Source organism: Microcoleus sp. Pol7_A1 (genome assembly GCF_036701085.1).
GTDB lineage: Bacteria > Cyanobacteriota > Cyanobacteriia > Cyanobacteriales > Microcoleaceae > Microcoleus > Microcoleus asticus.
The window spans coordinates 51,042-75,762 of the sequence record NZ_JAUBQD010000034.1 but is presented as its reverse complement, the minus strand read 5'-3'; the positions used below and the strand labels follow the sequence as shown (position 1 = coordinate 75,762).

The window sequence follows — 24,721 nt, the reverse complement described above, 5'->3', positions numbered from 1 at the left end:
ATTCATTTTTTTATGGTCACAATCAAGTATTGCATATAATTGTATCACAATCATGATAATGATTTAGGATTGCTATAAAAGCTTAGGGATTCCAGCACTCCCTGCTTGACCAAAAGCAGGTGTTACTATTCAAACTTAGCACTCACAGACAACGTAACCTCCGGGGTATTTTCTTGCCTCGGTGATGCTGTCGCCCACTGTCACAATTTTGCGCCGGCCGGCGAGCACCTTCTGGATTTCTGGCGGCGGCGTTGCTTCGGATACGGATTCTTTAAACACGGGAATTAAGGAGTGAGGAATGTTGAAGGCGATAACAGCAGCAATTACGGCGATGGCAAGTCGGATTAACACTTGCCTTAGCCGGGGTTTGAGATGAGGCGATCGCGCATTGGGAGACATTACGCAGTTTCCTTTTAAAAGTATAACTATTTATGTCGGCAATAATCATATCCACTTTCGGAGTTTTTGTCACTTATTATAATAAGTCAGTCTTGGACGAACACAAACCACGTTTTGACGCCTAATCGGAAGTTATAAACCTTAACCCAGAAACCTGATTCTTGACCCCGTATGGGTAAGTTTTATACGACGTGAATTTACTTAGGTTTTTGTCGCCCTCATCTCTCGGTGTAATTGCCATCACAAAAAAGCTCCCAAAATATCACATGATTTTGGCTACTTACAGCACAACTTTAGAAGGGAAGCGCGGTTTATAATAATCTTGATAAGTTCAGAAAACAAATTTTCATCCGAGGTTAAAGCAATGGTAGCAAATTCAAATTTTTTATATCCTCAAAATCGCTATTACGGTGAAGTAAAGCCAGAGAATGTGGTATTTAATGCGAATTTACAAGAGTTTTCTCAGCGAGTGGGTTACATCACTTCCTTGACATCTAACGGTAAAATCTCTGTAGAACAGGCATTTACTCAGATCCAAACACTGTGGGAACAGGTGGAAAAGTCGAAAACGCAGTTGGGAATTGGCGAAAATCCATTTTCAGCTTAAATAATTAGCGGTTGGCTTGGAAGTTGAGTTATGCGCCATAGATGCCGATCGATTATTCCACAGCTTAAGATGAAAAAGTTGCTAGTGGCGATCGACCTTTTTGCCTATGAGTTCCGACCTAGTTCCTCTCCTTCCCAAAGTATCCGTCGGCCGCCGCGCCGCGGCCCTCTGCATCGACGGAATCGCAGTTTGGCTGCCCAGTTTGCTTCTGGGCACTAATGCGATCGTCCAAACCATATTTTTTGTCCTGCTGTGGCTGATAATGCGGGTAGCCATCGTCAGGAAAAACAAAGGTCAAAGTCTCGGGCGCTGGGCTTTAGACATGAAAATTGCCGATACCCGATTCCAACGGACTCCCGGAGTGCAAGAACTGTGCAAGCGCGAGGCATTGCTGGGCATTTGCGCTGGCTTAGCCTTCGCAGGTATAGCTGGGCTCACATCTACCAACGCCGCCGTCTTGCTGCTGATGCTGCCCCTGGCGATCGACTGTAGCGTTGCCCTCACCTCCGCCGAAAGGTTTCCCCAAGCTTTCCACGATCGCATCGGCGGGACGATCGTCGTCGGAACCCGCCGCGGCTACTCCCTAGACATCAAAGTTAGAAGATTGCTTGACCAAGTGCAGAGCAATGTGAGAAGATAATAAATTGTGTTTAAATTAGTCGAAATTTATTTAGAATTATGGCTAAAGGCGTCCGCATCATAATTACTCTAGAGTGTACTGAGTGCCGTACAAACGTAAGCAAACGCTCAAAAGGCGTGTCTCGGTACACCACCACCAAGAACCGCCGCAACACGACGGCGCGGCTGGAACTCAAAAAGTTCTGCCCCCATTGCAACAGGCACACTGCCCACAAAGAGATCAAGTAGTGATTAGTCATTAGTCCTTAGTCATCAGTCATCAGTCGTTGGCAATCGATATTGAACCCGCTCAAAAACGGGTAAAAGCCCCCGACAATCCTGAGTGGAGAGCGCAAAATTTTAGATGAAGGTTCAAGCTCCCAGATTCATTTGTGGAGTAAATCTAAAATCTAAAATCGACTCACCCACAAAAAGCAGATAACTAACAAATGCTTTCCTGACGGCTAGCAACTAACGGCTAATAACTAAAAACTAACAGTCAACAGTCAACAGTCAACAGTCAACAAACAACAAACCATGACTTACTTTCGCCGGCGCGTTTCGCCCATCAAACCAGGAGACCCGATCGACTACAAAGATGTCGATTTGCTCAAAAAATACGTCACAGAACGCGGTAAAATTTTGCCCCGCCGGATTACCGGTTTGACGGCAAAACAGCAGCGAGACCTGACCAGAAGCATCAAAAGAGCAAGAATTGTAGCTTTGATGCCCTTCGTAAACCAAGAAGGTTAACAGGATTTGGGATTTTGGGTTTTAGATTTTGGACTGGGAATTAAGACTTGCGCGAAAACAACGTCTTTCTGCTATTAAGAGTGCAGCAAGAATGCAGCGAAGTAATCGCGAAATAGGGTTGAGAGTCGCCGCAGCGCAAGTCTTAATCCAAAGTCAAAAGTTAAAAAATAAGAAAGAAAAAGAACAACTTTTTATTAGATTTTAACTGTCACAATTGACCATAAAAATTGCCAAGATCCAAAATCTAAAATCGCAAGCTCGAAACTCGATAAGTGGCTACTGTAAAAATCCAAAATCTCAAATATAAAGCTGGCAAGTGGAGAAGGGAACCTTAGTAGAATTTAGAGTGCACGGCGACCGCCGTCTGGCAGTTGCCGATCGCCCCGACGGCAAGAAAAACTGGATCGTGGTAGACGAAAACGGTCAACCGCACAGCATACCGCCCAAACAAATCAGCTACGAAGCAGTCGGAGAAACTTACAAACCCTCCGACATTCCCAAATTTCTCAAAGAAGTAGAAGCCTACTCAGATCCGTCGAGTTTGGAAGTAGCTTGGGAACTCCTAGTCGGCGACGGAGAAACGACAGATCCCGAATCCCTGGCAATGCTGTTATTTTCCGAACGCAGTGCGGCCCAGTGTTACGCGGCTTACTGTTTGCTATCAACAGATAAATTGTATTTCAAACAAAAGGGCGATCGCTACGAACCGCGACCTGCCGCCCAAGTAGCCGAAATCAAACACCAGCAAGAAGTAGAACAGCAGCGACACCAAGAATCCCAAGGATTTTGGGCTCGAGTCAAACAGCGGCTGGCAGGAAAAAATGTAGATTGGGAACACAGCGATCGAACTCGCCTCGACGCCCTAGAACGCTTTGCCCTCCTCGGAGAAGAAGCAACGCACCGCACCCCGGCTTTAGAAACTTTAGCCAGCTTAGAACGCTCCGAAAACTCCGAAGCAGCCTTTGGACTCCTAGTCGATCTCGGCCTCTGGAGTACCCACGAAAACCTGTTTTTGCGGCGCAGCCAAATTCCCCTACAATTCTCCGCAAAGGTATTAGAAGTGGCCCAACGCTGCCTAGAAAATCCCCCCACCGACTCCGACACAAATCGTCTCGATTTAACTCACCTCAAGGTTTACACGATCGACGACGAAAGCACCACCGAAATCGACGACGGCCTCAGCTTAGAATTCCTCGAAAACGGCCAGCAGCGACTCTGGATACACATCGCCGATCCCACCCGCCTGCTTTCCCCCGGAGACGAACTCGACCTCGAAGCCAGAAAGCGCACCACTACGGTTTACTTGCCCACGGGAATGATTCCCATGTTTCCCCCAGCTTTGGCAACCGGGCCGATGAGTTTAATTCAAGGTAAAGAGTGCAGCGCGCTCAGCTTCAGCGTCACCTTAGACGAAATCGGCGCGGCTCAAGATTACAGCATCCACATCAGCACCATCAAACCAACCTACCGCTTGACTTACGATGACGTAGACGAAATGCTGGAGTTGGGAATCGAAGCAGAACCGGAAATAGCAGCGATCGCACAAGCGGCAAAACTGCGGCAAAAATGGCGGGAAGCCCAAGGGGCAATCAGCATTTTCATGCCCGAATCCGTCATCAAAGTCAACGGCGACGACATCAAAATCCACGTCATCGACGACTCCACAGCCCGGATGCTAGTAGCCGAAATGATGATTTTAGCAGGCGAACTAGCCGCCCGCTACGGTCAAGCTCACAGCCTGCCCATACCATACCGCTATCAGCCACAGCCCGAACTCCCTCCCGATGAAGAACTGCTGGCCGTGCCTGCAGGCCCCGCCCGCGCTTGCGCCGTGCGCCGCTGTATGCCCCGCAGCGAAATGGGTTTGACCCCCGGACGCCACGCCGGCTTGGGTTTGGAATTATACACTCAAGTTACTTCCCCGATCCGCCGCTATACCGACTTGCTGACTCACTTCCAAATCAAAGCCCACCTGCGGGGCGAACCCCTCCCTTTTACGGCTGAAGAAATACAGGACATTGTGATGTGTCTCGGCACCGCAGTTAAAGAAGCATCCACTGTCGAACGCCAAACTAACCGCTATTGGGGATTGGAATATTTGCGGCGCAACCCAGACGAAGTTTGGGAAGCTTTAATGCTGCGCTGGTTGAGGGAAGACAGCAATCTCGGATTGATTTTATTGGAAGAGTTGGGTTTAGAATTGGCAATGCGATTTGGTCGATCGGTCGCCATAGGCGATCGGCTGGAAGTCAAAGTCACCCACTGCGATCCGCGATCGGATGTCATTAACTTCCAAGAAATGATCTTTGAAGCCGCACAATAGGATTTTAGATTTTAGATTTTAGATTTTAGATTTTAAATTGCAAAAATCTGCGTTGAAGGCTGAAACTGAGGATAAATCTCGTTTTTAGTCGAGTTTCTGACCGAAAGCATCCAGGATACAAGCCCCCGGATTCATCCGTGGAGAAATAAAAAAGCTGTATCCGACTAAAATCTAAAATCTAAAATCTAAAATCTAAAATCGATTGACCCCCTCGCATCCCCCTTGTCAACGGCAGGGGGGTAAAAAAGATGATGCGTTCATATCTAGTCCTGTAAAATAATCGTAATTCTTGTCGGGGCGGGTTCACCCCCGATCTGTAATATCACCCAGAAATCCCGTAAACCCGCCCCGACCAAAATATTGTGGTCGATCGATTGGACATGATATCCGATCCAAGACGGGTAATACTTTTGACGTTAAGTTGACACGCTTTGTTATCTCCTCTCTTCCTGTGTGTCCACTGCGTGCTCTGCGGTTAATAAAAAAAACTTCAGCATTGTAAAAATTGGAAGTTTTTACCGCAGCCTAGTAATCTAAAATCTAAAATTTAAAATTTAAAATCGCAAAATGCCCAATTCAATTAGCCAAGTTCAGCCGCCGCTGGAATTCGTACCCCCAGCCTACAACCCGCTAGTGATGCAAGGTTGTAAGCAAATACTCCCCTGGTGGCTGCGATTTCGGACGAATATCAGCCACATCCAAGCCGAAAACGTCGAAACCCTCGCCGAACTATTCCACCAATTTCAAAATCAGAAAGTTCGCTTCTTGCTAGCCTTCCGCCACCCCAACTCAGACGATCCGTACTGTTTGGGACAACTAATTTGGAAACTCGTTCCCCAGGCGGCGCGGGCAAAAGGCATTCCCCTAAAATTCCCGGTACATTCCCACTTTATCTACGATCGCGGCATTCCCCTGTGGGCCGGTGCGGGCGTCGGCTGGTTGTATTCCCACCTCGGCGGCACTCCGATTGTTCGCGGAAAAATCGATCGCCTCGGATTGCGATCTGGCCGCAATTTATTTGCCAACAGCCAATTCCCGATCGCCGCCGCCCCAGAAGGCGCCACCAACGGTCACAATGAGATAGTTAGCCCCCTCGAACCGGGAATTGCTCAAATGGGCTTCTGGTGCGTTGAAGATTTGCTAAAAGCCGGACGCACTGAAAAAGTTTTAATTGTGCCGATCGGCATTCAATACCGCTATGTCAACCCACCTTGGCAACCCCTAGAAAAACTTTTAACTCAATTAGAAATTGATTGCGGACTGCCACCCTTAGATCGCACCGAGATCGCCAACTTAGAGACCGCCAATCCCGATTCCGAAAACCCTAATCACAAATTCCAATATCTGCGTCTTATCCGACTGGGCGGTCATTTGCTAGCAGTGATGGAAGAGTTTTACAGCCGTTTTTATCATAAAACATTACAGCCACAAACATCTATTTTAACATCGTTATCGCTCCCAGAAAAAACTGCAAACGATTCGGGCAATGAAGTAATGATCGCTCGACTGAAAGCACTGTTAGACGTGGCTTTGCAAGTAGCAGAAGAATATTTTAATTTAAAGCCAAAAGGCAGTTTAATAGACCGCTGCCGCCGTCTGGAACAAGCAGGCTGGGACTATATTTATCGAGAAGATATCAAAAATATTGCAGCACTTTCTCCCTTAGAAAGAGGATTAGCCGATCGCCTCGCTGAAGAAGCAAGTCTTCGGATGTGGCACATGAGACTTGTAGAAAGTTTCGTGTCCGTCACGGGTAGGTACGTCGAAGAAAAGCTGACAGCAGAACGTTTGGCAGAAACAACTTTACTGCTGTGGGACGTACTGGCTCGCATCAAAGGGGGAAATCCTTTCGGCCGACCGAAGTTGGGCAAACAGCAAGTACAAATGACCGTGGGCGAACCGATATCAGTGGGCGATCGCTGGGAGGGATATCAAACCAGCCGCAGGTTAGCAGTGGCCGAACTCACTCAAGACTTGCAATCAGCTTTAGAAAGAATGATTAAATCTTAATTAGTCTGATCGGGAAGATGTTCGAGGGAAGAAGGAAGAGGTTCGAGGGAAGAAGGAATATATATTTTTCTTTCATACCTTTTTCTTTTGTGAAGTGTAAACACATTGCTATAGACTTTTGGAATAGGTCTAATGAACCGCCAACGCTCGCTCGACAATGAACCAATAAAAAATACCAATGACTAACCAACCTATCGATTTGTCTACTAACTCAATTAAGGTAAAACTGCTGAATTATTTAGCGCAGGAATTGCTCACACCGCTCACTTCTGTTCTCGGCATGGCAAGCGTGTTGAAACAAGAAATTTATGGCCCCTTAACGAGCAAACAAAAAGAATATATTGATGTGATCCAAGACAGCAGCCGATCTTTGCGATCGCTAGTTGAAGAAATTTTGGAACTGGCAGAACTAGATGATTCCGCTTTCACGTTGAAGCGAACCGCAGTCGATATAGAAACTTTGTGCCAGCAGGTTGTGACAATCTTGTTGCCGGCGGCAAGTAGGCGAGAGCAAGAAATTAATTTGTCGATGGGGCCCGGGCCGCGCATCTGGTTGGTCGATAAAGATAAGGTTCAGCAAATGCTGCACCACTTAATTTTTAGCATTATTCAATCTGCTGGGGCAGGCAGCGTGATTCGAGTCCACGTTTCTCGGAAAGAAGACGGTATCAACATCGGAGTTTGGGTTTTTCATCCTTGGTTGGGAGAAAGTTTGCCCCATGCTAAACTCTACACCGACTACTTGTTGAAGGTCGGATCGGGTAGCGGTTCGCCATCGAACTCCGAAACCGACTCCCCCGGAGAACCGCAACTCCCGACACAGGGTTCGCAGCGATTAACGCTGGCGTTTTCTGAGTTGGCGGGTTTGGTGGCCCAGAATGCCGAGGATACCGCACCGGTGTTAGCTGGTTACGGGGCCAGGGAACGCTTGGGGCTGCTGCTTTGCTGCCAATTGGTGGAAATTCAAGGCGGTCAACTTTCGATTCAAGGGGCCCCGGAATCTGGATATCGCTACGTGCTCTGGCTCCCCTGCACCAATGCTACGGAATTGTTGGAAGGCTAAAGAAGGAAGAAGGAAGAAGGAAGAAGGAAGAAGGAAGAGGGAAGAAGGAAGAGGGAAGAAGGAAGAGGGAAGAAGGAAGAAGGAAGAGGCAGTGTACAGGACGTAACTGCTGAAAGAAGGAAGAAAAATAACTCAACTTTTTTCAATTACCAATTCCCGATTACCAATTCCCGATTACCAATTCCCAATTACAATTCCCAATTACCAATTACCGATTACCAAGTACAAATCTAAAATAGCAATGAATTCAGTTTGGCAACAGTTAAGTCTGGCAAATTTGCCGCTCTCTCAGTGGCAAAGTGGAAGTTATTTATTAAATTTAGCGATCGGCTCTTTGCGCAGTTGGCGGCAGAGTAGCTGGCTGATGCAGTGGGCAGAACCCCTGGGTTTTGTTTTGCTGGCCTTGACTTTCGGTTTGGCGCCATTTGTGAACAATGCCTTGGTGGGAGTGTTGATGGCGGCTGGCGCTGCATTTTGGGTGCTGCTGACTGTTTCGGACGATCGCGCGATCGCCTTGACGCCCATTCACTTGTTGGTTCTGCTGTACTGGGGCATTGCCACCGTCGCAACCGCGATGTCGCCAGTGAAAGCTGCCGCTTTTACTGGTTGGAGCAAGCTAACGCTGTATTTGCTGTTTTTTGCGCTGATGGCTCGGATATTGCGATCGCCCCGTTGGCGATCGTGGTTAATTGCCGTATTTTTGAACGTCGCTCTAGTTGTCAGTTTCTACGGCGTGCGGCAGTGGATTGACAAAGTGCCGCCATTAGCTACTTGGAACGATCCGACTTCTATTCAAGCCAATGTCACGCGAGTTTACAGCTTTCTGGGAAATCCTAACTTGCTTGGTTCCTATTTACTGCCGGCCATTGCATTGAGCGCCGCCGCACTTTTTGTGTGGAAAGGATGGGGAACAAAATTTTTAGCGTTGACTATGCTGGTGGTGAATTGCGCGTGTTTGCGCTACACGGACAGCCGGGGTGCTTGGATCGGTTTTGTGGCTCTGCTTGTGGTATTTTTAGTGCTGCTTTGGTATTGGTACAGTCCTTTGATGCCTCGGTTCTGGCGAACTTGGGCCCTGCCGTTAGGGTTAGGAGGTTTGGCTGGGGCGTTAATTTTGGGAGTGGCTTTAGTGGAGCCGCTGCGCGATCGAGTTTCGAGTATGTTTATCGGACGAGGTGACAGCAGCAACAATTTTCGGATTAATGTTTGGACGGCGGTGGTTGACATGATTCGCGATCGACCAATTCTCGGAATTGGGCCGGGAAACACTGCTTTTAATAAAGTTTATCCGCTTTATATGAAGCCAAGATTTACTGCTTTGAGCGCTTATTCCGTGCTGCTGGAAATTGCAGTAGAAACCGGTTTTATCGGTTTAATATCTTTCCTTTGGCTGATGACAGTCACCGTCAATCAAGGTTTGTTGCAGATAAAAAATCTGCGGGATTCACAATTTAAGATTTCTAATTTAGAGGAAGAATCCCGAAATCCAAAATCTAAAATCCAAAATCTAAAATCGAGTCAGGGGTTTTGGTTGATTGGGGCGATCGCAACTTTAGCCGGCATGATGGCCCACGGTTTTGTGGATACAGTTTGGTACCGGCCGGAAGTTAATATGCTTTGGTGGTTGATGGTAGCGATTATCGCTAGTTTTTACAGCAACTCGCACCAGCAGCAGCAAGGTTCAGCCTTGACGGAGGACGACTAGATAGAATTGCTGGCGGGGTTTTCTCCCCGCCCGGTACGAATTCCAGCAACAGCGGACACAGGGATTATTAATAGTTATACCAGTTCAAAAAAAGAATGCAGCTTTATGCAAGCTGCAAACCATTATAGTCATTAAGTTGTTTCCAATTCTTCAATTATTTAATCTCAAATCTCAAATGCTATCAGGTGCGCACTGCGCACCATCCATACTACTACATACTACATACCTGTTGCTGTAAAGTGCTCAGAGTACACTCTACAAAATTTATTGAAAATAACTCTTATTCTGCGCTATCCGAAGGCATGACGAATCTTGGGCACGGATACTTTCCACCATCTCTATCTCTGCACCGCCGCCACGTCGATTGATTGAAGTCGAACGGCGTTTCGACTGATTCATTAACTGTAATTTTAACAGTCGAAGGAGTTGGCAGTGCTGTTGAGGCTTGACTTAGCTCCAGTACCGTTATAATTGCCAGTATGGTTGATGAAAACAAAACTGTGCGTTTCATTTATTTGTTTTTTCCTCGTTTAATCGTTGACGTGCCATTCCTATCCATATATCCTCATCGAATTCTTGAGAATCCGCATACTTTAGACAAATTTTCCACTGCGGTAGCGCTTCCTTCGTGTTTTTCATCTTTTCTAGGACTTGCGCTTTTAAGCAGTAAGTTGCTGGTCTTTCACTATCAAGTTTAATCGCTGCATCCAGATGTTGCAATGCCTCTGAATATCGACCCTGTTCGAGGCGCGCCCACCCCAAGTTTTTGAGTAAAGAATATTTTACTTGATCGTCCTCAGCTAATTTCAAACCTTGCCACAGCAAGTGAACGGCAGCAGCAGAGTTTTTTTGATCGATTATATACAAGCGAGCTAGATTGCTGTAAGCTGCTGGCAGACCGAGTTTTGCAGCTTGCAGATATTTTCCTCGAGCGCACTGTAAATCTTGCACCTCTTCGCAAAGCCATCCCAAATTGTAAAGAGCTGTGCGGCTTTTGGGATCGACAGAAAGTGCTAACTCATAGGCTTGTTGAGTATCAGCCAATCTATTGGCTTTGTAGTTTTCAAAGGCAATATTATTAAAAAATGATGCCAGTTCCGGCAACCCAATTTGCCAGCCACCAAAGCCTACTGCTAGCATCACCAAGAAGGCTCCCCACTTCGAGGTGTGATGCTTTTTTGCTGGCTCTTTCATAACATTGAAAATGTTAGCTAATGGTCTCATTTTTAGCATATTTTAACCTGAGAGTTGGGCTATATTTTGTTTGCCAGATTTAATTGCCACCCTAATGGCATCATAATCTTAGGAAAGGACTCAGGCTTGAGCCCATTTCTCATAAGAGCTTGCAAGTCCACAGCCGAATGCTTGGGTAATGCTCCCACTACCTAGATGTATTCGAGCATAGGTTAATCTTTCATGATGCTCCACAAGCTATCCGGATATTTTCAGAAAAAAAGCAGGGGGAAGCAGGAAGAAGGTAGAACTGTTCCCCTTTCCTAAGTAATAATACTTAGGCAGCGGTCTGTCGATCGACAGTATGCGACTGTATTAGGAGATACAGCACGCAGGTTTATGAAGTACAGTAGTGACACGGCAATGCTTTGCTCCTAGAGAGATTGCTCGATGGGGGGTGTATTTCATCAACTTGCAATCTGCTTTAAGATGGATTTCGGTGGAATAACTCTAATTAAGTTGATAGTGACCACGGAAGTCCTCAAAATTCTCAACGGGGATATCGAAAAATTTTATGATGAGTAATTAACCGAACTAGACTTAAAATAATCAATCACTAATCAGCAATCACCAATCATTAATCACTAATGACTCCTGACTAATAAACATCTCCAAAAATGAAATTTAAACCTTAGAGTAGCAAAGGTTTTAGTTTCTTTTCCGGAGATGTCTAATGATTAATGACTAATGAGTAATGACTAATGACTAAAATTGCTTCATGGCTCTTTCCATATCCCGCTTGTCTTCGCGTTTCTTCAAATCTTCGCGCTTGTCGTACAGTTTTTTCCCTTTTCCCAAACCGATATCAAGTTTTACCCAGCCGCCTTTCAAATACATTTTTAACGGCACTAAAGTCAAACCTTTTTCTTCGACTTTGCCTATCAATTTGCGGATTTCCTGCTTGTGCATCAGCAATTTACGAGTGCGGCGGGGTTCGTGATTAAAATAGTTGCTAGCACTTCTCCAGGGCGAAATGTGAACGTTAATCAGCCACAGTTCGCCGTTCCGAACTAAGCCATATCCGTCCCGCAAATTGGCTTTTCCTTCACGAATTGATTTGACTTCGGTTCCCTTCAACTCGATGCCTACCTGATATGTCTCTATAATTTCATAGAGATGACGTGCTTGTCGGTTATCGCTAACAATTTTGTATCCTGGGCTTTTTTCGCTCATTTTTACCTCCGCTAAAATTAATTATTATAACGCTAGCTCCTCTGTAGAGAAAATCGAAACTTGACAAAACTTAAATAATCGGTCTAGGCATTACCAATTTTGCTGAGCTAAGATGTCACCAACGTGAATGTCAAGCGGTATCATGTAGCGCACCAATATTCCCAATTCTGACCTTCCAGATGCTGTCAGTCCCAATTCAGGGGTTAATTTGGTTTGGCTGGCTCCTTTTTTGTTAGCGCTTGCTTGGTTTTGGGCTAATATCTCGGCAGTTAAGTGGCTGTTATCCTCGCTTGTTGAGATACCCACACTGTACAAGATAGTAATTGCTTTTTTGATTGTAGCATTAGTAGTGCGATCGATTGGGAACTGCGTTAGCGCAGCCCTCGAAGAGGATCGCCCGCCTGGATTTTCGCCAAATTTGGTTTTGAGGCGATATCCGCTGCTGTTGATGTTGGGTGCGGGTATTTGCTCGATCGCCCTTCAGTGCATAATTGATATCAAACAAATTACTGTCCTGCTATTTATCCTCGGAACTTACGGGCTGTGCGGCTTATTGGTGGAGCCGAACTTTTGGCAAAAAAACTTGCCAGTTGCGGGCTTGCTGGCTTGTATTTTACCATTCAACAGTCAGTTTAATAGCGCATTAGGTTTGCCGGCGCGAGTGCTGACTGCTCAGGTAGTAGAACAGTTGCTCTCAATGCTGCACGTTGCGGCTATTTCTTCTTACGATATTATCCTTTTGGAAAACGGAATCGCTCACGTTGACGTGCCTTGTAGCGGCATTAAAACCCTATTAGTCGGAACGCTATTTTTGCTAGCTGCTACCTGGCTGGAAGGACGTAAATTGAGTTTAAGATGGCTAGCCGTCGGCGTTGCTAATCTCTTAATGTTAGTGTCGGCTAACGCGGCGCGGGTTGCCGTGTTAGTCCTGGTTTCAGAAGTGTTTAAGCAGCAAAAATTAGCAGAAATTATTCACGTTTCCCTGGGAATTGTGGGTTTAGTATGTGCTTGTTTTGTGACCTGGTTAATGCTGCAACGAGTACCGAAATTTCAGCCCCAAAAAACCAGCGAGATTTCTGCCAAACCCAACTCAGAAATACTCGAAAACCACCCTTTAGCCAAAGCAGGAATAATAGCAGCAGTCACAGTTTTGGCAGTAATTGCTCAACTGTCTCATGTAGAAACGCCAAAAATGGCGATCGCACCTTTAAGATTGCCTGAATATATTAAATCAGAGTCGATTCCCCTGAATGCTAGCGAACAAAAATTCTTTGGCAACTATCCGGACACGCAAACACAAAAAATCAGATTTGTCGCCGGCAACTTGCGCGGTTCCATGCTCACAGTAGCGAGCACATCCTGGCAAACTTATCACGCCCCCGAGTTGTGTTTTGTAGTGAGCGGAATTCCCGTCAACCGCATAGAAAAAAAACAATTAACTCCTTCAGTAACAGCCCGGTGGCTGTCTCTCAACAACAATCAATTATCAGCAGTATACTGGCTGCAATCTGCACAGTTAACTACAGATAACTTCTTGTCCCGTATCGGCAGCGATCTCACTAAAAACAATCACGATTGGGTGCTAGTTTCCATTTTATTTGACAGTTCGCTACAACCAGAAAATCAAGAAGTAAAAAAGTTAGCTAGCAATGTACACGATAGCGTTAAACAAAGCTTACAAAGAGAAATAAATGAAAATAAAACAAGTATTTGATGGAATTTTTTTAAAAATTTTTTGGTTTTGGAATTTGACTTTTTTATCTATTGTTTACTTGGGAATTTTGCCGATTATAGGAGTGCCATTAATTATGGCGACAATCGATGGCATCATCCCCCTAGAATTTACTTTGACGATGGCCGCTACGATCGCAGTACCCACTGTATGTACTGTAGTAGGCTCTAGGCGTTTTAGGCAGCAACCCCTAGAGCTAATGCGTTGGTTTTACGGCGTAGAAGCACCGCTATTTTTGCTGTGTTTGCTCCGCTTGTTCCTGCTGCGAGAACTCACCCCAGCTAGTTCTATAATCATCGCTACTATTGTTTTGTGCATTGCAGCCTTTTCAGTGGAAATGCTGTACGGATATCTGGGTAAAAGAGAAAATGTTCAAAATATTTCATATATTCAAAATATTTCATATTCCCAGAATTTCGATAATAAACAGCCTCGTTTTTTAAGCTTAAGCGCAGACAAGGGAAGTGCGTGGCTGCAATTAGGATGCCACAGTTTAATGCTAGTAGTTGGCATTTGGGCGGCAACATTGCTGATGTATTACGCTGTACCTGTGGCATTTTTTACACTTTATGGATTCTTCGCTTTAGTCATTGAATTTTTCAAATTTACATGGGTATCACCTTTTTGGGATATGTTTAGAGACGGGGCGTGGATATCGGTTTTAAGCTTGGGTTTAACTTGGATAGCGCTATCCTTGATATTCTTTGGTTTAACCTGTAGCTTGTTTGTTGTCATGCCTTCGCTGTACGGCTTTCTCTACATTCATTCCGGGCGGAAAATATGGCAGAGTTTTGCTGGACAATACGGGAAAAATAAAGCGCTAATCGGAAGTTTGGGAGTCATAGCAGCTTGGCTGGCTATTTTCTTTGCTTTGCAGCAGCAGCAGCCCCAAGTTGCAGCACTGAAAATGCTGGCGAGTCCCCCCGCAAATGACACGGTTCGCCAAACTTTATTAGCCAAGTCTGATATGATTCGATCGGGCTTAGTTAACGCTTATTTGTCCCCTTACCGCTACCTCAGCACTGTAGGAGAAAACAACCACATTTATGAGATATACAAAAATAGTTTGAACTTGCCTGACGGAGCGGCTCAAACTGTGCAGAACAGCTATAATTTTTTAATGTCGCCGTTTTTGTATAAAGGTTCTAGTGCAGATGTTAAAAAAGCTGAAAAACTCTACGGCGAATTCTTCGATACGGAACTTCAGAAAGGTGACACAGAAGCCGTAAAACACGCGGTGCAGTCAACATTTAACCGAGAAGAAGCTAAAGCTGGTTTGCTGAATGTCAATGAGGAAAAAGTATGGTTGCAGTCGCAAGAAGTTACAGTCAAAGAAAACGGCGATTGGGCTGATGTTGAACTCTACGAAGTTTACAAAAATCAAACAACAAACTTGCAAGAAGTATTTTACTACTTTTCCTTGCCGGAAAGCGCCGCAGTGACAGGAATTTGGCTGGGAGATACTAAGGATTTGAAAAAGCGTTTTGCATTTACTGTATCGCCTCGCGGTGCCGCCCAGCAAGTTTACAACCAGCAGGTGGTAGAAAGGGTCGATCCGGCTTTGCTAGAACAAATTGGCCCGAAACAATACCGCTTGCGGGCTTTTCCAATTCCGGTTAAACGAGAGTTTTCGGGAACGCAAACTGACGCGCCAATGGAGATGAACCTGTGGCTTACTTATAAAGTCATGCGCCAGCCGCAGGGTTGGGCTATGCCTGTTTTGGCTGAGAAACGCAACATTTTTTGGAACCAAAATACGCGCCGCACGATCGCCGGAAAAGAGGTAAAATACAGCGGGAAAGAAGGAAGAGAAACTTGGCTGCCACCCTTTTTGCCCGCAGTCGCACAGCAACCGCTAACAGCGCAGCAGGCGATTCTACCGGGAGGAAATATCATTTCTGCTAAGCCGCTGGCTGATGCAAATTACTCGCTACCGCAAGGCAAAAAGTTTGCAGTGATTCTCGATACTTCCCGCAGCATGGCGGCGGAAAATAAGCCAGTAAAAGATACTTTTGAATGGTTGAAAGCTAATGCAGCAGACAAAAATGCTGTTGATTTGTATGTCGCCAGCGCTGCGGGAATGCCGCCTAACTTGGTGGAAAATGTACGCAATTTCGATGCAGCAAAGGTGACGTTTTACGGTACGATCCAGCTCAAAGATATGCTGCAACAATTTGCACAGTTGCGGGGCGATAAAATTTACGATACTGTATTTGTGGTGAGCGATCGCCACAGTTACGAATTGTCAGACGATCGCCAACCTAAACTTTCCATCTCTGCACCGCTGTGGACAGTGCATTTGGGAGGTTTGCCCCCAGGCTACGACGACTCAACTTTAAAGGTTATTCAAGATAGCGGTGGCGGAGTTTCTACAGATATCAAAGAGGCGATGCAGCGAGTGGCGACGACAGCCGCTTCGGGCAAATCTACAGTTAGCGTTGTTGACGGCTATGTTTGGAGTTATGCCAAAACCCCGCAGCCGAAAAAAACCGCCAAATCGGCGGCAGTTGCAGAGTCAAAAAATGCCGGCAATGAAGGCTTTAAACCGATAGCTGCGCGGCAGTTGATAACTGCACTTAGCAAGCAGAAAAGTTCAACTCAATTGACGCAACTGGATGCGATGCACGCAGTAGCTAAAAATTTCAAAGTGGTGACTCCTTATTCTTCGATGATTGTGTTAGTTAATGACGCGCAAAGGCAGCAGCTAAAAGCAGCGGAAGCTAAGAGCGATCGATTTGACAGAGAAGTAGAATCGGGTAAGGAGGAGTTAACTAAGCCGAATAATCCTCTGAATGTTTCGGGGGTTCCTGAACCAGAAGAATGGCTGCTGTTGGCGGTAGGTGCGATCGGACTTTTGGCGGTTTTCTTCCGCCAGCGGCGCGCGAAAGCGGTAGGTTGAAAGTATTAAAAGTCGCAGATCCCCGGGCCGGACACGGCATTGCCGTGTCCCTACAGACGATCGCGTACAATCTATATTTACCGCTATCTTTCAGAATTTTAACTTCCAGCTTCCAGCCTGGTAACGAGTAAATGACTGATGAATCATGACTCATCTATCTCCACAAAAACGCGATCGCCCTCAATCTTTACCGGATAAGATTCCAGGGAATCGGCGGGTGCATTCAAACATTTACCGCTATCTAACTTGTACTGATACTTATGGAACGGACAGGTAATGATACCGCCGCTTACCTTACCCATGTCGATCGGATATTCTAAATGAGTGCAAGCATTGCGGTAACAAGTAACATTCATGCCTTGACGATTCAAAATCAGCGAATTACCCTCAACTTTTACCTTCAAAATATCCCATTCGGGAACTTGATTCAGCCCTGTTATCTCTACCCACATATAATCTTTCTCGGTTTAAATAAATGATTGCAAACTAATGGGCGATCGCCCTTGAATTCAGAGAAATGATAGGTGCAGTACCCTCCACACCTGAGAACATAACCATATTACTCGCCATTTCCCAGGTACAACCTGACGAATTCATCAGCCGCCTCCCGATTGAATGTCTGCAACGCTTGCTTAATCGCGAATACCGCCTCAGCGGATGGATCTCGTTCTTCGCTCACCCAACGGCTAACGTTTGAGCGATCGATTTCCATCTTTGCCGCCAATTGATATTGACTGATATCGTATGCCTCTAATATTTTTTTGAGGGCTTTACCTGCTCTTCCCATGCTCCCGATTGTGTCAGAGAGTCACGATTCTGTAAACGTTGCTAATTGTCATCTAATGCGCTACACTGCGGAATGTTGACAATTAGCAACTATCAGATCGAGGAGATCGACTGCAATGATTCAAACACAGCTTTTTGTTTCCACAGATATCAACGAAATCCCGACATCGCCGACATCGCAGCCAAATCCTGTGCCTGCTGAACCAGACCGGGAACCTGTGCTGATCCTAGTGATTGGCTCCCAGAAGGGAATCGATAAAAATTGTTAGCGCACTCTACTTGCGTCGTTTTGCAGCAGTTCAAGAATGGTCGCAGATTTTACCTGCCCCGACTATCGGCAAGCTCATGCGGAGTTTGATTCGCTATGTTTCTTTAGATTAAATTGGACAAAAATGCTCTTTTACATCAGACGCAGTATTCTGCAAAAGTGAATGGGGCGATCGCATTTTGAATTAAGTGCGATTGTTTCTTCCTTCTCAATTTAATTGTCAGGCTCATCAAATACCAGAGTCTGGCTGATGCGATCGCCTGAATATTTGACATACTATTCAGCTTCCCCCTAGGGATGAATCTGGCTTAAAATCACCCGCAACCGATCGTAATCATCCTTCAGCAAAACACTCAAACTCCTCCCCGCTTCCACCAACCAAGATCGATCGCGCATCCGCAACTGATAAATCTCACGAATCGCCGCCGCCGTCAGCGCATCCACCGGCGCATTAGTCACCCCCAGCAGCGTCCTCAAAAAATCCAACTGCACGGTAAAATCAACCACCTCATCCGGTTCGCAGCGATAAACCGCCTGGTGAATTTGCGGCGGGCGCGGCGGCAAATACTGATAAATTTTACCCCTCGATGAGCCGTGACCGTTCAACCTTTCCGGCGCAGCCTCAAACCCCACAATTGCCACTCGAAACTCGGTTTTTAGCATCGCAAAAATCTGCGGTTGTTCCTCCCGCAACTCTTCCAGCGACAAACCCAAAGCGCGAGCTCTGTGCACCGAGTCGATCGGGCTAGTCGTAGCGTAATAAACCACGCCGTAGATTTGATTTTTCGACTCTTCATCCTCGGCCTTCACCCAACTGCCAAAAGGCGGCATCACCGGAAAACTTAAGTCTTCCGGTTCCAAACATTGAGCCAAAAACTCCGAAGTTGCCGTCTCGATCACCTCAGCAATGCGATCGGGATGGCGCTCTTTTGTAGCAAATTGGGGTAAAGGTAAACGCATATTAGTCAGTTGGCAGTTGGTTGTTGGCAGTTGGTTGTTGGTTATTGGCAGTTGGCAGTTGATTGTTGGCAGTTGGTTGTTATTTATTCTTATTATTTGTAAGTGGGTACTAATAAACAATAACTAATAACTAATTACAACTGACAACTGTCAACTGTCAACTGTCAACAACCAACTGACTATTTCGCGCGACCAGCCGTAGCATCGACAAGTTCCAACTGCGACAGGCGGAACGTAATCAGCTTGTCCCAATTCCCGCCTTCAAACAGTACCGCAACTTTCCCGTCGCTAACTCGCTGGACTTGTCCTTGAAAGGTGTAGTAAATCTCACCCTTATCTTTAACTCGAACTGCCGAACCTGGAAAAATCATAATTCTTGGAATGTTAAGTTGGCTGTTTATAGCTTACCGTTTCTCGTTTCTAGTTCCCAAGCAGAGCCTGAGAACTAGGCAAATCTTCGTCAACAGGAAGACGCGAGGCAAAGCCCCGAAACGAGAGTTTGTTAGGCTAAGGCTGCTACGGAAACTTTACCGGCAATGCGGCCCGCGATCGCCCGCAACTCCCTAGCTGAAGCAGAACCCGGTTGCCCCACCACGATCGGCACCCCAGAATCGCCACCTTCCCGCAACGGAATTTCCAGCGGAATGCGGCCTAACAGCGGCACTCCCAACTCAGCAGCAGTCTTTTCCCCGCCACCGGAACCGAAAATATCGTATTGCTTGTCGGGCATATCCGGCGGCACAAAATAGCTCATGTTTTCCACAATTCCCAACACCGACACTCCCAACTGCTGGAACATCTTTAAACCCTTGCGAGAGTCCAACAAAGCCACAGTCTGCGGCGTCGTCACGATCACGACACCAGCCATCGGCACCGCTTGCGCCATTGTCAACTGGGCGTCTCCAGTACCCGGAGGCATATCGACAATCAAATAGTCTAAATCGCCCCAATTCACCTGATAGAGGAATTGCCGAATGATCCCGTTCAACATTGGCCCGCGCCAAATCACGGGCTGGTCTTTGTCAATTAAAAACGCCATCGACACTAATTTGACGCCGTAGTTGAAAGCGGGTTCGAGGCTTTCCCCGCTTTTTCCGTCTCTAACCATGACTTTCGCGTCCCCCAGACCCAACATTGTCGGGTCGTTGGGCCCATAGATATCCGCATCCAGCAAACCCACCTTAGCGCCGGTTTGCGCCAGCGCTACTGCCACGTTTACCGCCACCGTGCTTTTGCCGACGCCGCCTTTGCCGCTGGATATTGCGATAATATTTTTCACTCCTTCAATGCCTTGGCGATCGACCACTCCCTTCTGCTGTGGCGTCTCGGCTGTCACCTCCACCGCCACTTTTTCGACTCCTGGCAACTGTTTGACCGCTTTTTGGCAATCTTCGACAATAAATTCTCGCAGCGGGCAAGCAGGCGTTGTCAGCACTAAAGTAAAGCTGACGACACCGCCGTCAATTTTGATGTTACGAATCATGTTCAATTCCACCAAACTCTTTTGCAGTTCGGGGTCTTGCACGGGTCGCAGGATTTCTAAGACTGAACTAACATCGAGTGTATTGGGCATTGTGTTTTCCACCATAGCTCTGCAATTGGGTTAGCGAATTTTCGATCGCAGGTTTAAGTATATTTTTATTGCTATTTTTTAATGTAACTTCATAGCGATCATTTGCAGACCTGCGGTGGCATAATTACATGACGACAGGATTTGGGACTCACGGTCAATCTCAAACTCAAATGCGATCGGCAAGAATTTCTACGACCGAAAGCAATTTGGTCACAATAGGCGAATTGAGCCGTGGTCGCAATTCTTCAATCTAAAATCTAAAATCTAAAATCTAAAATCGGATGACAGTTTCTACCACACTTAAAACCGCCACTTCCCCGTTTTTGCCGCCCGCTGACTCTAGAGCTAGAGTCAGCCAATTTATGAAAAGCCTACAAGACGAAATTTGTCAATCCCTCGAACAGGTCGATGGCGTTGGCAAATTTAAGGAGGACTCTTGGGAACGCTCTGAAGGCGGCGGCGGACGTTCTCGCGTCATGCGGGAAGGCAATGTTTTTGAACAGGGGGGAGTCAATTTTTCCCAAGTCTGGGGCGAAAGTTTGCCGGCTTTGATTTTGGCCAAGCACCCAGAAGCTGCCGGTCACGATTTCTATGCAACTGGCACTTCGATGGTGCTGCACCCCCGCAATCCCTATTTGCCTACGGTTCACCTGAATTACCGCTATTTTGAGGCTGGACCGATTTGGTGGTTTGGCGGCGGTGTCGATTTGACTCCTTATTACCCGTTGGCTGAGGATGCAGCTCATTTTCACAAAACTCTGAAAGCAGCTTGCGATCGCCACCATCCCGGATATTATCCGACCTTTAAACTCTGGTGCGACGAATATTTCTACCTCCCCCACCGCCAAGAAACTCGCGGCGTGGGCGGCCTGTTTTTTGACTACCAAAGCGCTCAAGGCGCGCTTTACCGCGACCATAATGTCAAAGGGAAGGCTGCTGAGTGCAGCAACAACATCGGGGTGCCGGAACCTAGGAGTTGGGAGTCGCTGTTCGCTTTTGTACAGGACTGCGGCCGGGCATTTTTGCCGGCTTACACCCCCATAATTGAAAAGCACCGATCGAAAGAATACGGCGATCGCGAGCGTAATTTCCAACTTTACCGCCGCGGCCGTTACGTTGAATTTAACTTAGTGTACGATCGAGGCACGACCTTTGGCTTGCAAACCAACGGACGCACCGAATCGATTCTGATGTCCCTGCCGCCTTTGGTACGCTGGGAATACTGCTATGAGCCAGAACCCAACTCTCCAGAAGCCGAACTCTACTCCAAGTTCTTAAAACCGCAAGATTGGGCGAATTGGATGCCTCAGCAGTCACCGACCTGAGTTAAACTACTGGGACAGTAACCACCGCGATAGATAATAAATTTGAGGGAAGGGTCAGTGATTCATATTGATCAAAAAACCCACACGCTTCAAGACGGTACAACAGTTATCGTCTTAGCACCGACAGGACGGTTGGACATCACTACAGCTTGGCAATTCCGCCTCAAGTTGCAAGAGTGTATTTCCAAACTCAGCCGCCATGTCGTAGTGAATCTTGGTCAGGTTAACTTTATCGATAGTTCTGGCCTGACCTCACTTGTAGCAGGTATGCGGGATGCGGATAAAGTTAAGGGAAGTTTCCGCATTTGCAATGTTCATCCGGAAGCCAAACTGGTGTTTGAAGTCACCATGATGGATTCTGTGTTTGAAATCTTTGAAACGGAAGAAGAAGCTCTAGAGGGGGTGCCGCGCGCAAGTTGAGCACTCCTGCTGGCATCGGTTGCAGTGTCGCGGGTAATTTAAGCTTGAGACTCAGAAGCGCGCAGAAACCCAGCAGAAGAACAGGAAGCAGGTAAATTTTTGCCTGCTTCCTTCTGCCTTATTCCTTTGTTGAAAGGTTGAAACCTTCACCAAAACACTAAAGTAGAAGAATACGTCAAGGTAAAGTCTTGCCTTCTCTCCTAGATAGCTAAATCTTTCTTCCTTCTTTCTTGTTGCTTTGTGGTTCAACCCAATATCTCAGCAGCAAAATCCTGACGCTTGACAAATCTAAAAGGGCCCATTAAGGCTCCCCAGATAGCCTTGCCTGTCGTGGGGCTGATTCCTTTGTCGTAGCTGAGAAATTCCTCGCCTGCAGCTTCAAACCCCAAGTCTACTTGGTAATTTTGCCCCCCGTAGGCAAAGCCGCAGCGAGTGCCATCCGGCAAAGATGCCCGAAACCGATAGCCGTTTGAGGCTACATTTTGCACCGCAACCGAGAGGGTGCAGCCGGGGAGGAGTTGGATTTGCTCCTTCGTTAGCTTTCCAAGCAAGTCGGGGTTGCAACCGGCTCCTTTGACGGCTTCAATGTCGTGGAACATATAATACTGAGCTTCTATAAGTCCCGGCGCTACCTGTGAGTGCCTCAGTTGCACGATGCGGGGGCGGTATGGCTTGTCTAATTCCAGAATGTTGGCTTGTTCGGCAAACAGAGTAATGCTGGGTTCGGAGAAAAGAGGAACGGGTACGGGTCTTTGCCACAAACGAAGGTGGACGTACCAAGCCGGGTCTGCTAGCGCTTGTTCCCGATTGTCAAATTCGCCCGCCATGTACTGGGCTAAAGCTCTTAATTCAGGAGAAATTGTCATGTTTGTTTGATTTTTCAGGTTCATGGCTTGACAGAAAAAACTTATTGTGATATGGGTTGCGAGACCTGGGCTGCGCAAGTCAGAAGATTAGATTTATGAGCGATCCCAGAAGAGCTATGATTGTAAAGATACTGGGGTTTGACTCTCGTAGTGCGACAGATTAATTGTTGCTGCCGATCGGGCGTAAAATCTTTTTGATAAAATTTTGTCTCGCAAGGAGGCGGCAACGCTTAAAAAACTGGCAATTTTTGTCAGCCAGATCGCAGAAAGACTCCCCCGACTTTACTCACGCCGCGCTGGCACGCCCGCTACGGCAAAATTATTTATCTATAAGACTCAGGTGAACAATAACCGTACTGTTTCAGATACTAAGCGAAGTTTCTATACGATTCACACTCGACCGATCAACTCAATTTACCGTCGAGTGGTGGAAGAGTTGATGGTAGAAATGCACTTGCTTTCGGCAAATGCCGATTTTCAATACGACCCGATTTATGCTTTGGGTGTGGTGACAGCTTTCGATCGATTCATGCTCGGGTACGCCCCAGAAGCAGACAGAGTTTCGATTTTTAACGCTTTGTGCAAGTCCCTAGAAGACGATCCCGATCGCTACAAACAAGACGCTCAAAGATTGGAAAGCTTGGCGGGGCGACTTTCCGGGCAAGAGTTGCTCTCGTGGCTCGATCGCTCGACCAGCTTTGAAGATACAGGGGATTTGCAAGCATCTTTAGGGGCGATCGCCAGCAACCCTCAATTTAAGTACAGCCGCTTGTTCGCGATCGGTTTGTTCTCCCTGTTAGAAAAAGCTGACCCTAACTTAGTAAAAGATCAAGAAACGCGAAACGGCGCGATCGCCAAAGTCTGTGCGGCATTGCACCTCCCAGAAGACAAAGTTAGCAAAGATTTAGATTTGTACCGCAGCAATTTGGAAAAAATGGCCCAAGCGCGAATAGTGCTTCAAGATGTCATCCAAGCGGAACGAAAAAAACGCGAAAAACGAGATACAAAAGTTACTGTCGGCCCCTTGGGTGACTCTTCTGACAGCAACAATTAATTGTTTGAAAGAAGAAAGAAGTTCGGCAACGGATTTTATAACGGATGTAACGGATGTCAGGAACAAGGAAGAAGGAAGAGGGAGTTCTTTATTTTTTACATCGAATAAAAACTCTTAAATTTTAATTTTTTTTCTTGAATTCTGGCTTCTGTCTTGTGCGTTTAGATGTTGGTTGCTCAGAAACCAACTAAAAATCCCGCTTTCTGAATTGAGCGGGATCGACTTAACTAAAATAGAGCTTTTGGGGTGGTACTAAGGCTGCGGCTCAAAATTAGTGGCGTTAGCTTGCAGCCAAGTGCTTAGCTGTGAAAGAACTTCGTTTCCCGAAGACTTGCCCAAAGCTGTGGGGTTTGGGGTGTCGGGCCTGTCCAAGTTGCGGGCGATCGCTGCGTTGACTTCTTTGGAAATCAAATCGTGAAGTTGTTCTTTAGCCCTAGCCCTTTGAAAGTGAGCTCCCTCTTCCGTCGTAGCGTACAGAGGTGGCAGCCTATTTAAAGCATAAGCTGCAATATCTCCCACATCCAGACTCAGGTCGCTCGTCGCCTCAATTTCGGCCACCCTAGCGATCGCATCGCTGAGCACCAACTCTTCCATCACGTTGATGAACTGTTTGCGTGGCAGAACCACAACTTCGCCAGTCAACAAAGAGCCCATCAGACGATCGAGAGCCATGTACTCTTCGATCGACAATTCCGAAGCCGTATTGCAGATCCGTCCGACCTCAGCTTCCATAGAGGGCGTTAAATAGCCATCCTGCAAAGCCTGTTCAACAATTTTTTCAATACTCATATATGCGTCCCCGCTCAACGGCATCATCAATAAAGTTTTGTGAAGACGCGATTGTTAGCGTCTTGAGATTCGAGTTTTGAGAGTTGAGTTGAGAATTTTTATACAAATCCTAACTCAATACTGATAACCCATAACAGTTATCTGCACACCCTAGCCACAAACTTA

The 24,721-nt window shown here is 46.6% G+C and carries 27 protein-coding genes; 15 read left to right on the top strand and 12 right to left on the bottom strand.

The genetic code is table 11. The features are described from left to right. Positions 1 to 135 precede the first annotated feature (135 nt). Positions 136 to 399: a hypothetical protein gene (locus tag QUA20_RS19235; RefSeq protein WP_333190661.1), complete on the bottom strand. Its 264-nt coding sequence runs from the start codon at positions 397 to 399 to the stop codon at positions 136 to 138. A 364-nt stretch (positions 400 to 763) separates the two neighbouring features. On the opposite strand from QUA20_RS19235, the gene QUA20_RS19230 reads away from it, so the two are divergent. The 9 genes from QUA20_RS19230 to QUA20_RS19190 all read left to right on the top strand — a co-directional run bounded on the left by QUA20_RS19230 (position 764) and on the right by QUA20_RS19190 (position 9,478). Beyond that, a complete protein-coding gene (locus tag QUA20_RS19230; protein ID WP_333190660.1) occupies positions 764 to 1,006 on the top strand; it encodes a DUF7219 family protein in 243 nt (80 codons plus the stop codon). Positions 1,007 to 1,112: 106 nt separating this feature from the next. Continuing rightward, positions 1,113 to 1,646: an RDD family protein gene (locus tag QUA20_RS19225; protein ID WP_333190659.1), complete on the top strand. Its 534-nt coding sequence runs from the start codon at positions 1,113 to 1,115 to the stop codon at positions 1,644 to 1,646. Positions 1,647 to 1,684: 38 nt separating this feature from the next. After that, positions 1,685 to 1,873 carry a 50S ribosomal protein L33 gene (rpmG, locus tag QUA20_RS19220; RefSeq protein WP_172186750.1) on the top strand — a complete coding sequence of 63 codons (189 nt, stop codon included), beginning with the start codon at positions 1,685 to 1,687 and terminating at the stop codon, positions 1,871 to 1,873. Positions 1,874 to 2,161: 288 nt separating this feature from the next. Further along, entirely contained in the window at positions 2,162 to 2,377 is a 216-nt protein-coding gene (gene rpsR, locus QUA20_RS19215; RefSeq protein ID WP_006631377.1) for a 30S ribosomal protein S18, read from the top strand. Between the two features lie 316 nt (positions 2,378 to 2,693). After that, on the top strand, positions 2,694 to 4,700 hold the full coding sequence (locus QUA20_RS19210; protein WP_333190658.1) for a ribonuclease R family protein: 2,007 nt from the start codon (positions 2,694 to 2,696) through the stop codon (positions 4,698 to 4,700). A 567-nt stretch (positions 4,701 to 5,267) separates the two neighbouring features. Further along, a complete protein-coding gene (locus QUA20_RS19205; RefSeq protein ID WP_333190656.1) occupies positions 5,268 to 6,710 on the top strand; it encodes a 1-acyl-sn-glycerol-3-phosphate acyltransferase in 1,443 nt (480 codons plus the stop codon). A 178-nt stretch (positions 6,711 to 6,888) separates the two neighbouring features. Continuing rightward, entirely contained in the window at positions 6,889 to 7,773 is an 885-nt protein-coding gene (locus tag QUA20_RS19200; RefSeq protein ID WP_172186747.1) for a sensor histidine kinase, read from the top strand. Then, positions 7,748 to 7,879, top strand: coding sequence for a hypothetical protein (locus QUA20_RS19195; protein WP_333190654.1), 132 nt, complete (start codon positions 7,748 to 7,750; stop codon positions 7,877 to 7,879). Before QUA20_RS19200 ends, QUA20_RS19195 begins: the two co-directional genes overlap by 26 nt. 135 nt (positions 7,880 to 8,014) lie before the next feature. Further along, on the top strand, positions 8,015 to 9,478 hold the full coding sequence (locus QUA20_RS19190) for an IctB family putative bicarbonate transporter (RefSeq protein WP_333190653.1): 1,464 nt from the start codon (positions 8,015 to 8,017) through the stop codon (positions 9,476 to 9,478). 280 nt (positions 9,479 to 9,758) lie between these two features. Here QUA20_RS19190 and QUA20_RS19185 read toward each other — a convergent pair whose 3' ends face one another. The 3 genes from QUA20_RS19185 to smpB all read right to left on the bottom strand — a co-directional run bounded on the left by QUA20_RS19185 (position 9,759) and on the right by smpB (position 11,884). Beyond that, positions 9,759 to 9,989: an Osc7112_2153 family protein gene (locus tag QUA20_RS19185; protein WP_246276700.1), complete on the bottom strand. Its 231-nt coding sequence runs from the start codon at positions 9,987 to 9,989 to the stop codon at positions 9,759 to 9,761. Continuing rightward, complete coding sequence (locus QUA20_RS19180) at positions 9,986 to 10,672, bottom strand: tetratricopeptide repeat protein (RefSeq protein WP_333190652.1); 687 nt, start codon at positions 10,670 to 10,672, stop codon at positions 9,986 to 9,988. Before QUA20_RS19180 ends, QUA20_RS19185 begins: the two co-directional genes overlap by 4 nt. A gap of 744 nt (positions 10,673 to 11,416) precedes the next feature. Beyond that, the gene (gene smpB, locus QUA20_RS19175; protein WP_006631384.1) at positions 11,417 to 11,884 is read right to left on the bottom strand and encodes an SsrA-binding protein SmpB; all 468 of its coding nucleotides are present in this window, start codon (positions 11,882 to 11,884) and stop codon (positions 11,417 to 11,419) included. 157 nt (positions 11,885 to 12,041) lie between these two features. Here smpB and xrtO point away from each other — a divergent pair, with 157 nt between their 5' ends. Beyond that, positions 12,042 to 13,598, top strand: a complete 1,557-nt coding sequence (xrtO, locus tag QUA20_RS19165; RefSeq protein ID WP_445304688.1) for an exosortase O — start codon at positions 12,042 to 12,044, stop codon at positions 13,596 to 13,598. Then, a complete protein-coding gene (locus QUA20_RS19160) occupies positions 13,576 to 16,515 on the top strand; it encodes a TIGR02921 family PEP-CTERM protein (RefSeq protein ID WP_333190650.1) in 2,940 nt (979 codons plus the stop codon). Before xrtO ends, QUA20_RS19160 begins: the two co-directional genes overlap by 23 nt. Positions 16,516 to 16,658: 143 nt before the next feature. Here QUA20_RS19160 and QUA20_RS19155 read toward each other — a convergent pair whose 3' ends face one another. After that, a complete protein-coding gene (locus QUA20_RS19155) occupies positions 16,659 to 16,967 on the bottom strand; it encodes a Rieske (2Fe-2S) protein (RefSeq protein WP_333190649.1) in 309 nt (102 codons plus the stop codon). A gap of 107 nt (positions 16,968 to 17,074) precedes the next feature. After that, positions 17,075 to 17,302, bottom strand: a complete 228-nt coding sequence (locus tag QUA20_RS19150; RefSeq protein ID WP_333190648.1) for a helix-turn-helix transcriptional regulator — start codon at positions 17,300 to 17,302, stop codon at positions 17,075 to 17,077. A 115-nt stretch (positions 17,303 to 17,417) separates the two neighbouring features. Here QUA20_RS19150 and QUA20_RS19145 point away from each other — a divergent pair, with 115 nt between their 5' ends. Then, the gene (locus QUA20_RS19145; RefSeq protein ID WP_333190647.1) at positions 17,418 to 17,570 is read left to right on the top strand and encodes a hypothetical protein; all 153 of its coding nucleotides are present in this window, start codon (positions 17,418 to 17,420) and stop codon (positions 17,568 to 17,570) included. 136 nt (positions 17,571 to 17,706) lie between these two features. On the opposite strand, the gene QUA20_RS19140 is transcribed toward QUA20_RS19145, so the two are convergent. From QUA20_RS19140 to QUA20_RS19125, 4 genes are all read right to left on the bottom strand, one after another. Further along, positions 17,707 to 17,844, bottom strand: a complete 138-nt coding sequence (locus QUA20_RS19140; protein WP_333190646.1) for a hypothetical protein — start codon at positions 17,842 to 17,844, stop codon at positions 17,707 to 17,709. Between the two features lie 16 nt (positions 17,845 to 17,860). Next, positions 17,861 to 18,529, bottom strand: a complete 669-nt coding sequence (locus QUA20_RS19135) for an HAS-barrel domain-containing protein (RefSeq protein ID WP_333190645.1) — start codon at positions 18,527 to 18,529, stop codon at positions 17,861 to 17,863. A gap of 179 nt (positions 18,530 to 18,708) precedes the next feature. Beyond that, positions 18,709 to 18,900: an NAD(P)H dehydrogenase subunit NdhS gene (locus tag QUA20_RS19130; RefSeq protein ID WP_172186737.1), complete on the bottom strand. Its 192-nt coding sequence runs from the start codon at positions 18,898 to 18,900 to the stop codon at positions 18,709 to 18,711. A 131-nt stretch (positions 18,901 to 19,031) separates the two neighbouring features. After that, a complete protein-coding gene (locus QUA20_RS19125; RefSeq protein WP_006631390.1) occupies positions 19,032 to 20,102 on the bottom strand; it encodes an Mrp/NBP35 family ATP-binding protein in 1,071 nt (356 codons plus the stop codon). Positions 20,103 to 20,383: 281 nt separating this feature from the next. Between QUA20_RS19125 and hemF the strand changes: the two genes are divergently transcribed. Next, complete coding sequence (gene hemF / locus QUA20_RS19120; protein WP_172186735.1) at positions 20,384 to 21,427, top strand: oxygen-dependent coproporphyrinogen oxidase; 1,044 nt, start codon at positions 20,384 to 20,386, stop codon at positions 21,425 to 21,427. Between the two features lie 57 nt (positions 21,428 to 21,484). Next, positions 21,485 to 21,847 (top strand): STAS domain-containing protein, encoded by a 363-nt coding sequence (locus QUA20_RS19115; protein WP_006631392.1) that lies wholly within the window; start codon positions 21,485 to 21,487, stop codon positions 21,845 to 21,847. A 245-nt stretch (positions 21,848 to 22,092) separates the two neighbouring features. Here the strand turns inward: QUA20_RS19115 and QUA20_RS19110 are convergent, their stop codons facing one another. Then, positions 22,093 to 22,713 carry a chromophore lyase CpcT/CpeT gene (locus QUA20_RS19110; RefSeq protein ID WP_333190644.1) on the bottom strand — a complete coding sequence of 207 codons (621 nt, stop codon included), beginning with the start codon at positions 22,711 to 22,713 and terminating at the stop codon, positions 22,093 to 22,095. A 340-nt stretch (positions 22,714 to 23,053) separates the two neighbouring features. Between QUA20_RS19110 and psb29 the strand changes: the two genes are divergently transcribed. After that, positions 23,054 to 23,767: a photosystem II biogenesis protein Psp29 gene (gene psb29, locus QUA20_RS19105; RefSeq protein ID WP_333190664.1), complete on the top strand. Its 714-nt coding sequence runs from the start codon at positions 23,054 to 23,056 to the stop codon at positions 23,765 to 23,767. Between the two features lie 252 nt (positions 23,768 to 24,019). On the opposite strand, the gene QUA20_RS19100 is transcribed toward psb29, so the two are convergent. Further along, on the bottom strand, positions 24,020 to 24,556 hold the full coding sequence (locus QUA20_RS19100; RefSeq protein ID WP_006631395.1) for a late competence development ComFB family protein: 537 nt from the start codon (positions 24,554 to 24,556) through the stop codon (positions 24,020 to 24,022). Between the last annotated feature and the right edge of the window lie 165 nt (positions 24,557 to 24,721).

Coding starts and splice junctions, on each gene's coding strand:
- QUA20_RS19100 (WP_006631395.1), bottom strand. CDS start 24,556: ATGAGTATTGAAAAAATTGTTGAACAGGCTTTGCAGGATGGCTATTTA.
- QUA20_RS19145 (WP_333190647.1), top strand. CDS start 17,418: ATGATTCAAACACAGCTTTTTGTTTCCACAGATATCAACGAAATCCCG.
- QUA20_RS19155 (WP_333190649.1), bottom strand. CDS start 16,967: ATGTGGGTAGAGATAACAGGGCTGAATCAAGTTCCCGAATGGGATATT.
- QUA20_RS19195 (WP_333190654.1), top strand. CDS start 7,748: ATGCTACGGAATTGTTGGAAGGCTAAAGAAGGAAGAAGGAAGAAGGAA.
- QUA20_RS19160 (WP_333190650.1), top strand. CDS start 13,576: ATGAAAATAAAACAAGTATTTGATGGAATTTTTTTAAAAATTTTTTGG.
- QUA20_RS19140 (WP_333190646.1), bottom strand. CDS start 17,844: ATGTCAAATATTCAGGCGATCGCATCAGCCAGACTCTGGTATTTGATG.
- QUA20_RS19190 (WP_333190653.1), top strand. CDS start 8,015: ATGAATTCAGTTTGGCAACAGTTAAGTCTGGCAAATTTGCCGCTCTCT.
- QUA20_RS19125 (WP_006631390.1), bottom strand. CDS start 20,102: ATGCCCAATACACTCGATGTTAGTTCAGTCTTAGAAATCCTGCGACCC.
- QUA20_RS19135 (WP_333190645.1), bottom strand. CDS start 18,529: ATGCGTTTACCTTTACCCCAATTTGCTACAAAAGAGCGCCATCCCGAT.
- rpsR (WP_006631377.1), top strand. CDS start 2,162: ATGACTTACTTTCGCCGGCGCGTTTCGCCCATCAAACCAGGAGACCCG.
- QUA20_RS19110 (WP_333190644.1), bottom strand. CDS start 22,713: ATGACAATTTCTCCTGAATTAAGAGCTTTAGCCCAGTACATGGCGGGC.
- smpB (WP_006631384.1), bottom strand. CDS start 11,884: ATGAGCGAAAAAAGCCCAGGATACAAAATTGTTAGCGATAACCGACAA.
- hemF (WP_172186735.1), top strand. CDS start 20,384: ATGACAGTTTCTACCACACTTAAAACCGCCACTTCCCCGTTTTTGCCG.
- QUA20_RS19180 (WP_333190652.1), bottom strand. CDS start 10,672: ATGAAAGAGCCAGCAAAAAAGCATCACACCTCGAAGTGGGGAGCCTTC.
- QUA20_RS19235 (WP_333190661.1), bottom strand. CDS start 399: ATGTCTCCCAATGCGCGATCGCCTCATCTCAAACCCCGGCTAAGGCAA.
- QUA20_RS19230 (WP_333190660.1), top strand. CDS start 764: ATGGTAGCAAATTCAAATTTTTTATATCCTCAAAATCGCTATTACGGT.
- QUA20_RS19200 (WP_172186747.1), top strand. CDS start 6,889: ATGACTAACCAACCTATCGATTTGTCTACTAACTCAATTAAGGTAAAA.
- QUA20_RS19130 (WP_172186737.1), bottom strand. CDS start 18,900: ATGATTTTTCCAGGTTCGGCAGTTCGAGTTAAAGATAAGGGTGAGATT.
- rpmG (WP_172186750.1), top strand. CDS start 1,685: ATGGCTAAAGGCGTCCGCATCATAATTACTCTAGAGTGTACTGAGTGC.
- QUA20_RS19225 (WP_333190659.1), top strand. CDS start 1,113: ATGAGTTCCGACCTAGTTCCTCTCCTTCCCAAAGTATCCGTCGGCCGC.
- QUA20_RS19185 (WP_246276700.1), bottom strand. CDS start 9,989: ATGAAACGCACAGTTTTGTTTTCATCAACCATACTGGCAATTATAACG.
- QUA20_RS19150 (WP_333190648.1), bottom strand. CDS start 17,302: ATGGGAAGAGCAGGTAAAGCCCTCAAAAAAATATTAGAGGCATACGAT.
- QUA20_RS19205 (WP_333190656.1), top strand. CDS start 5,268: ATGCCCAATTCAATTAGCCAAGTTCAGCCGCCGCTGGAATTCGTACCC.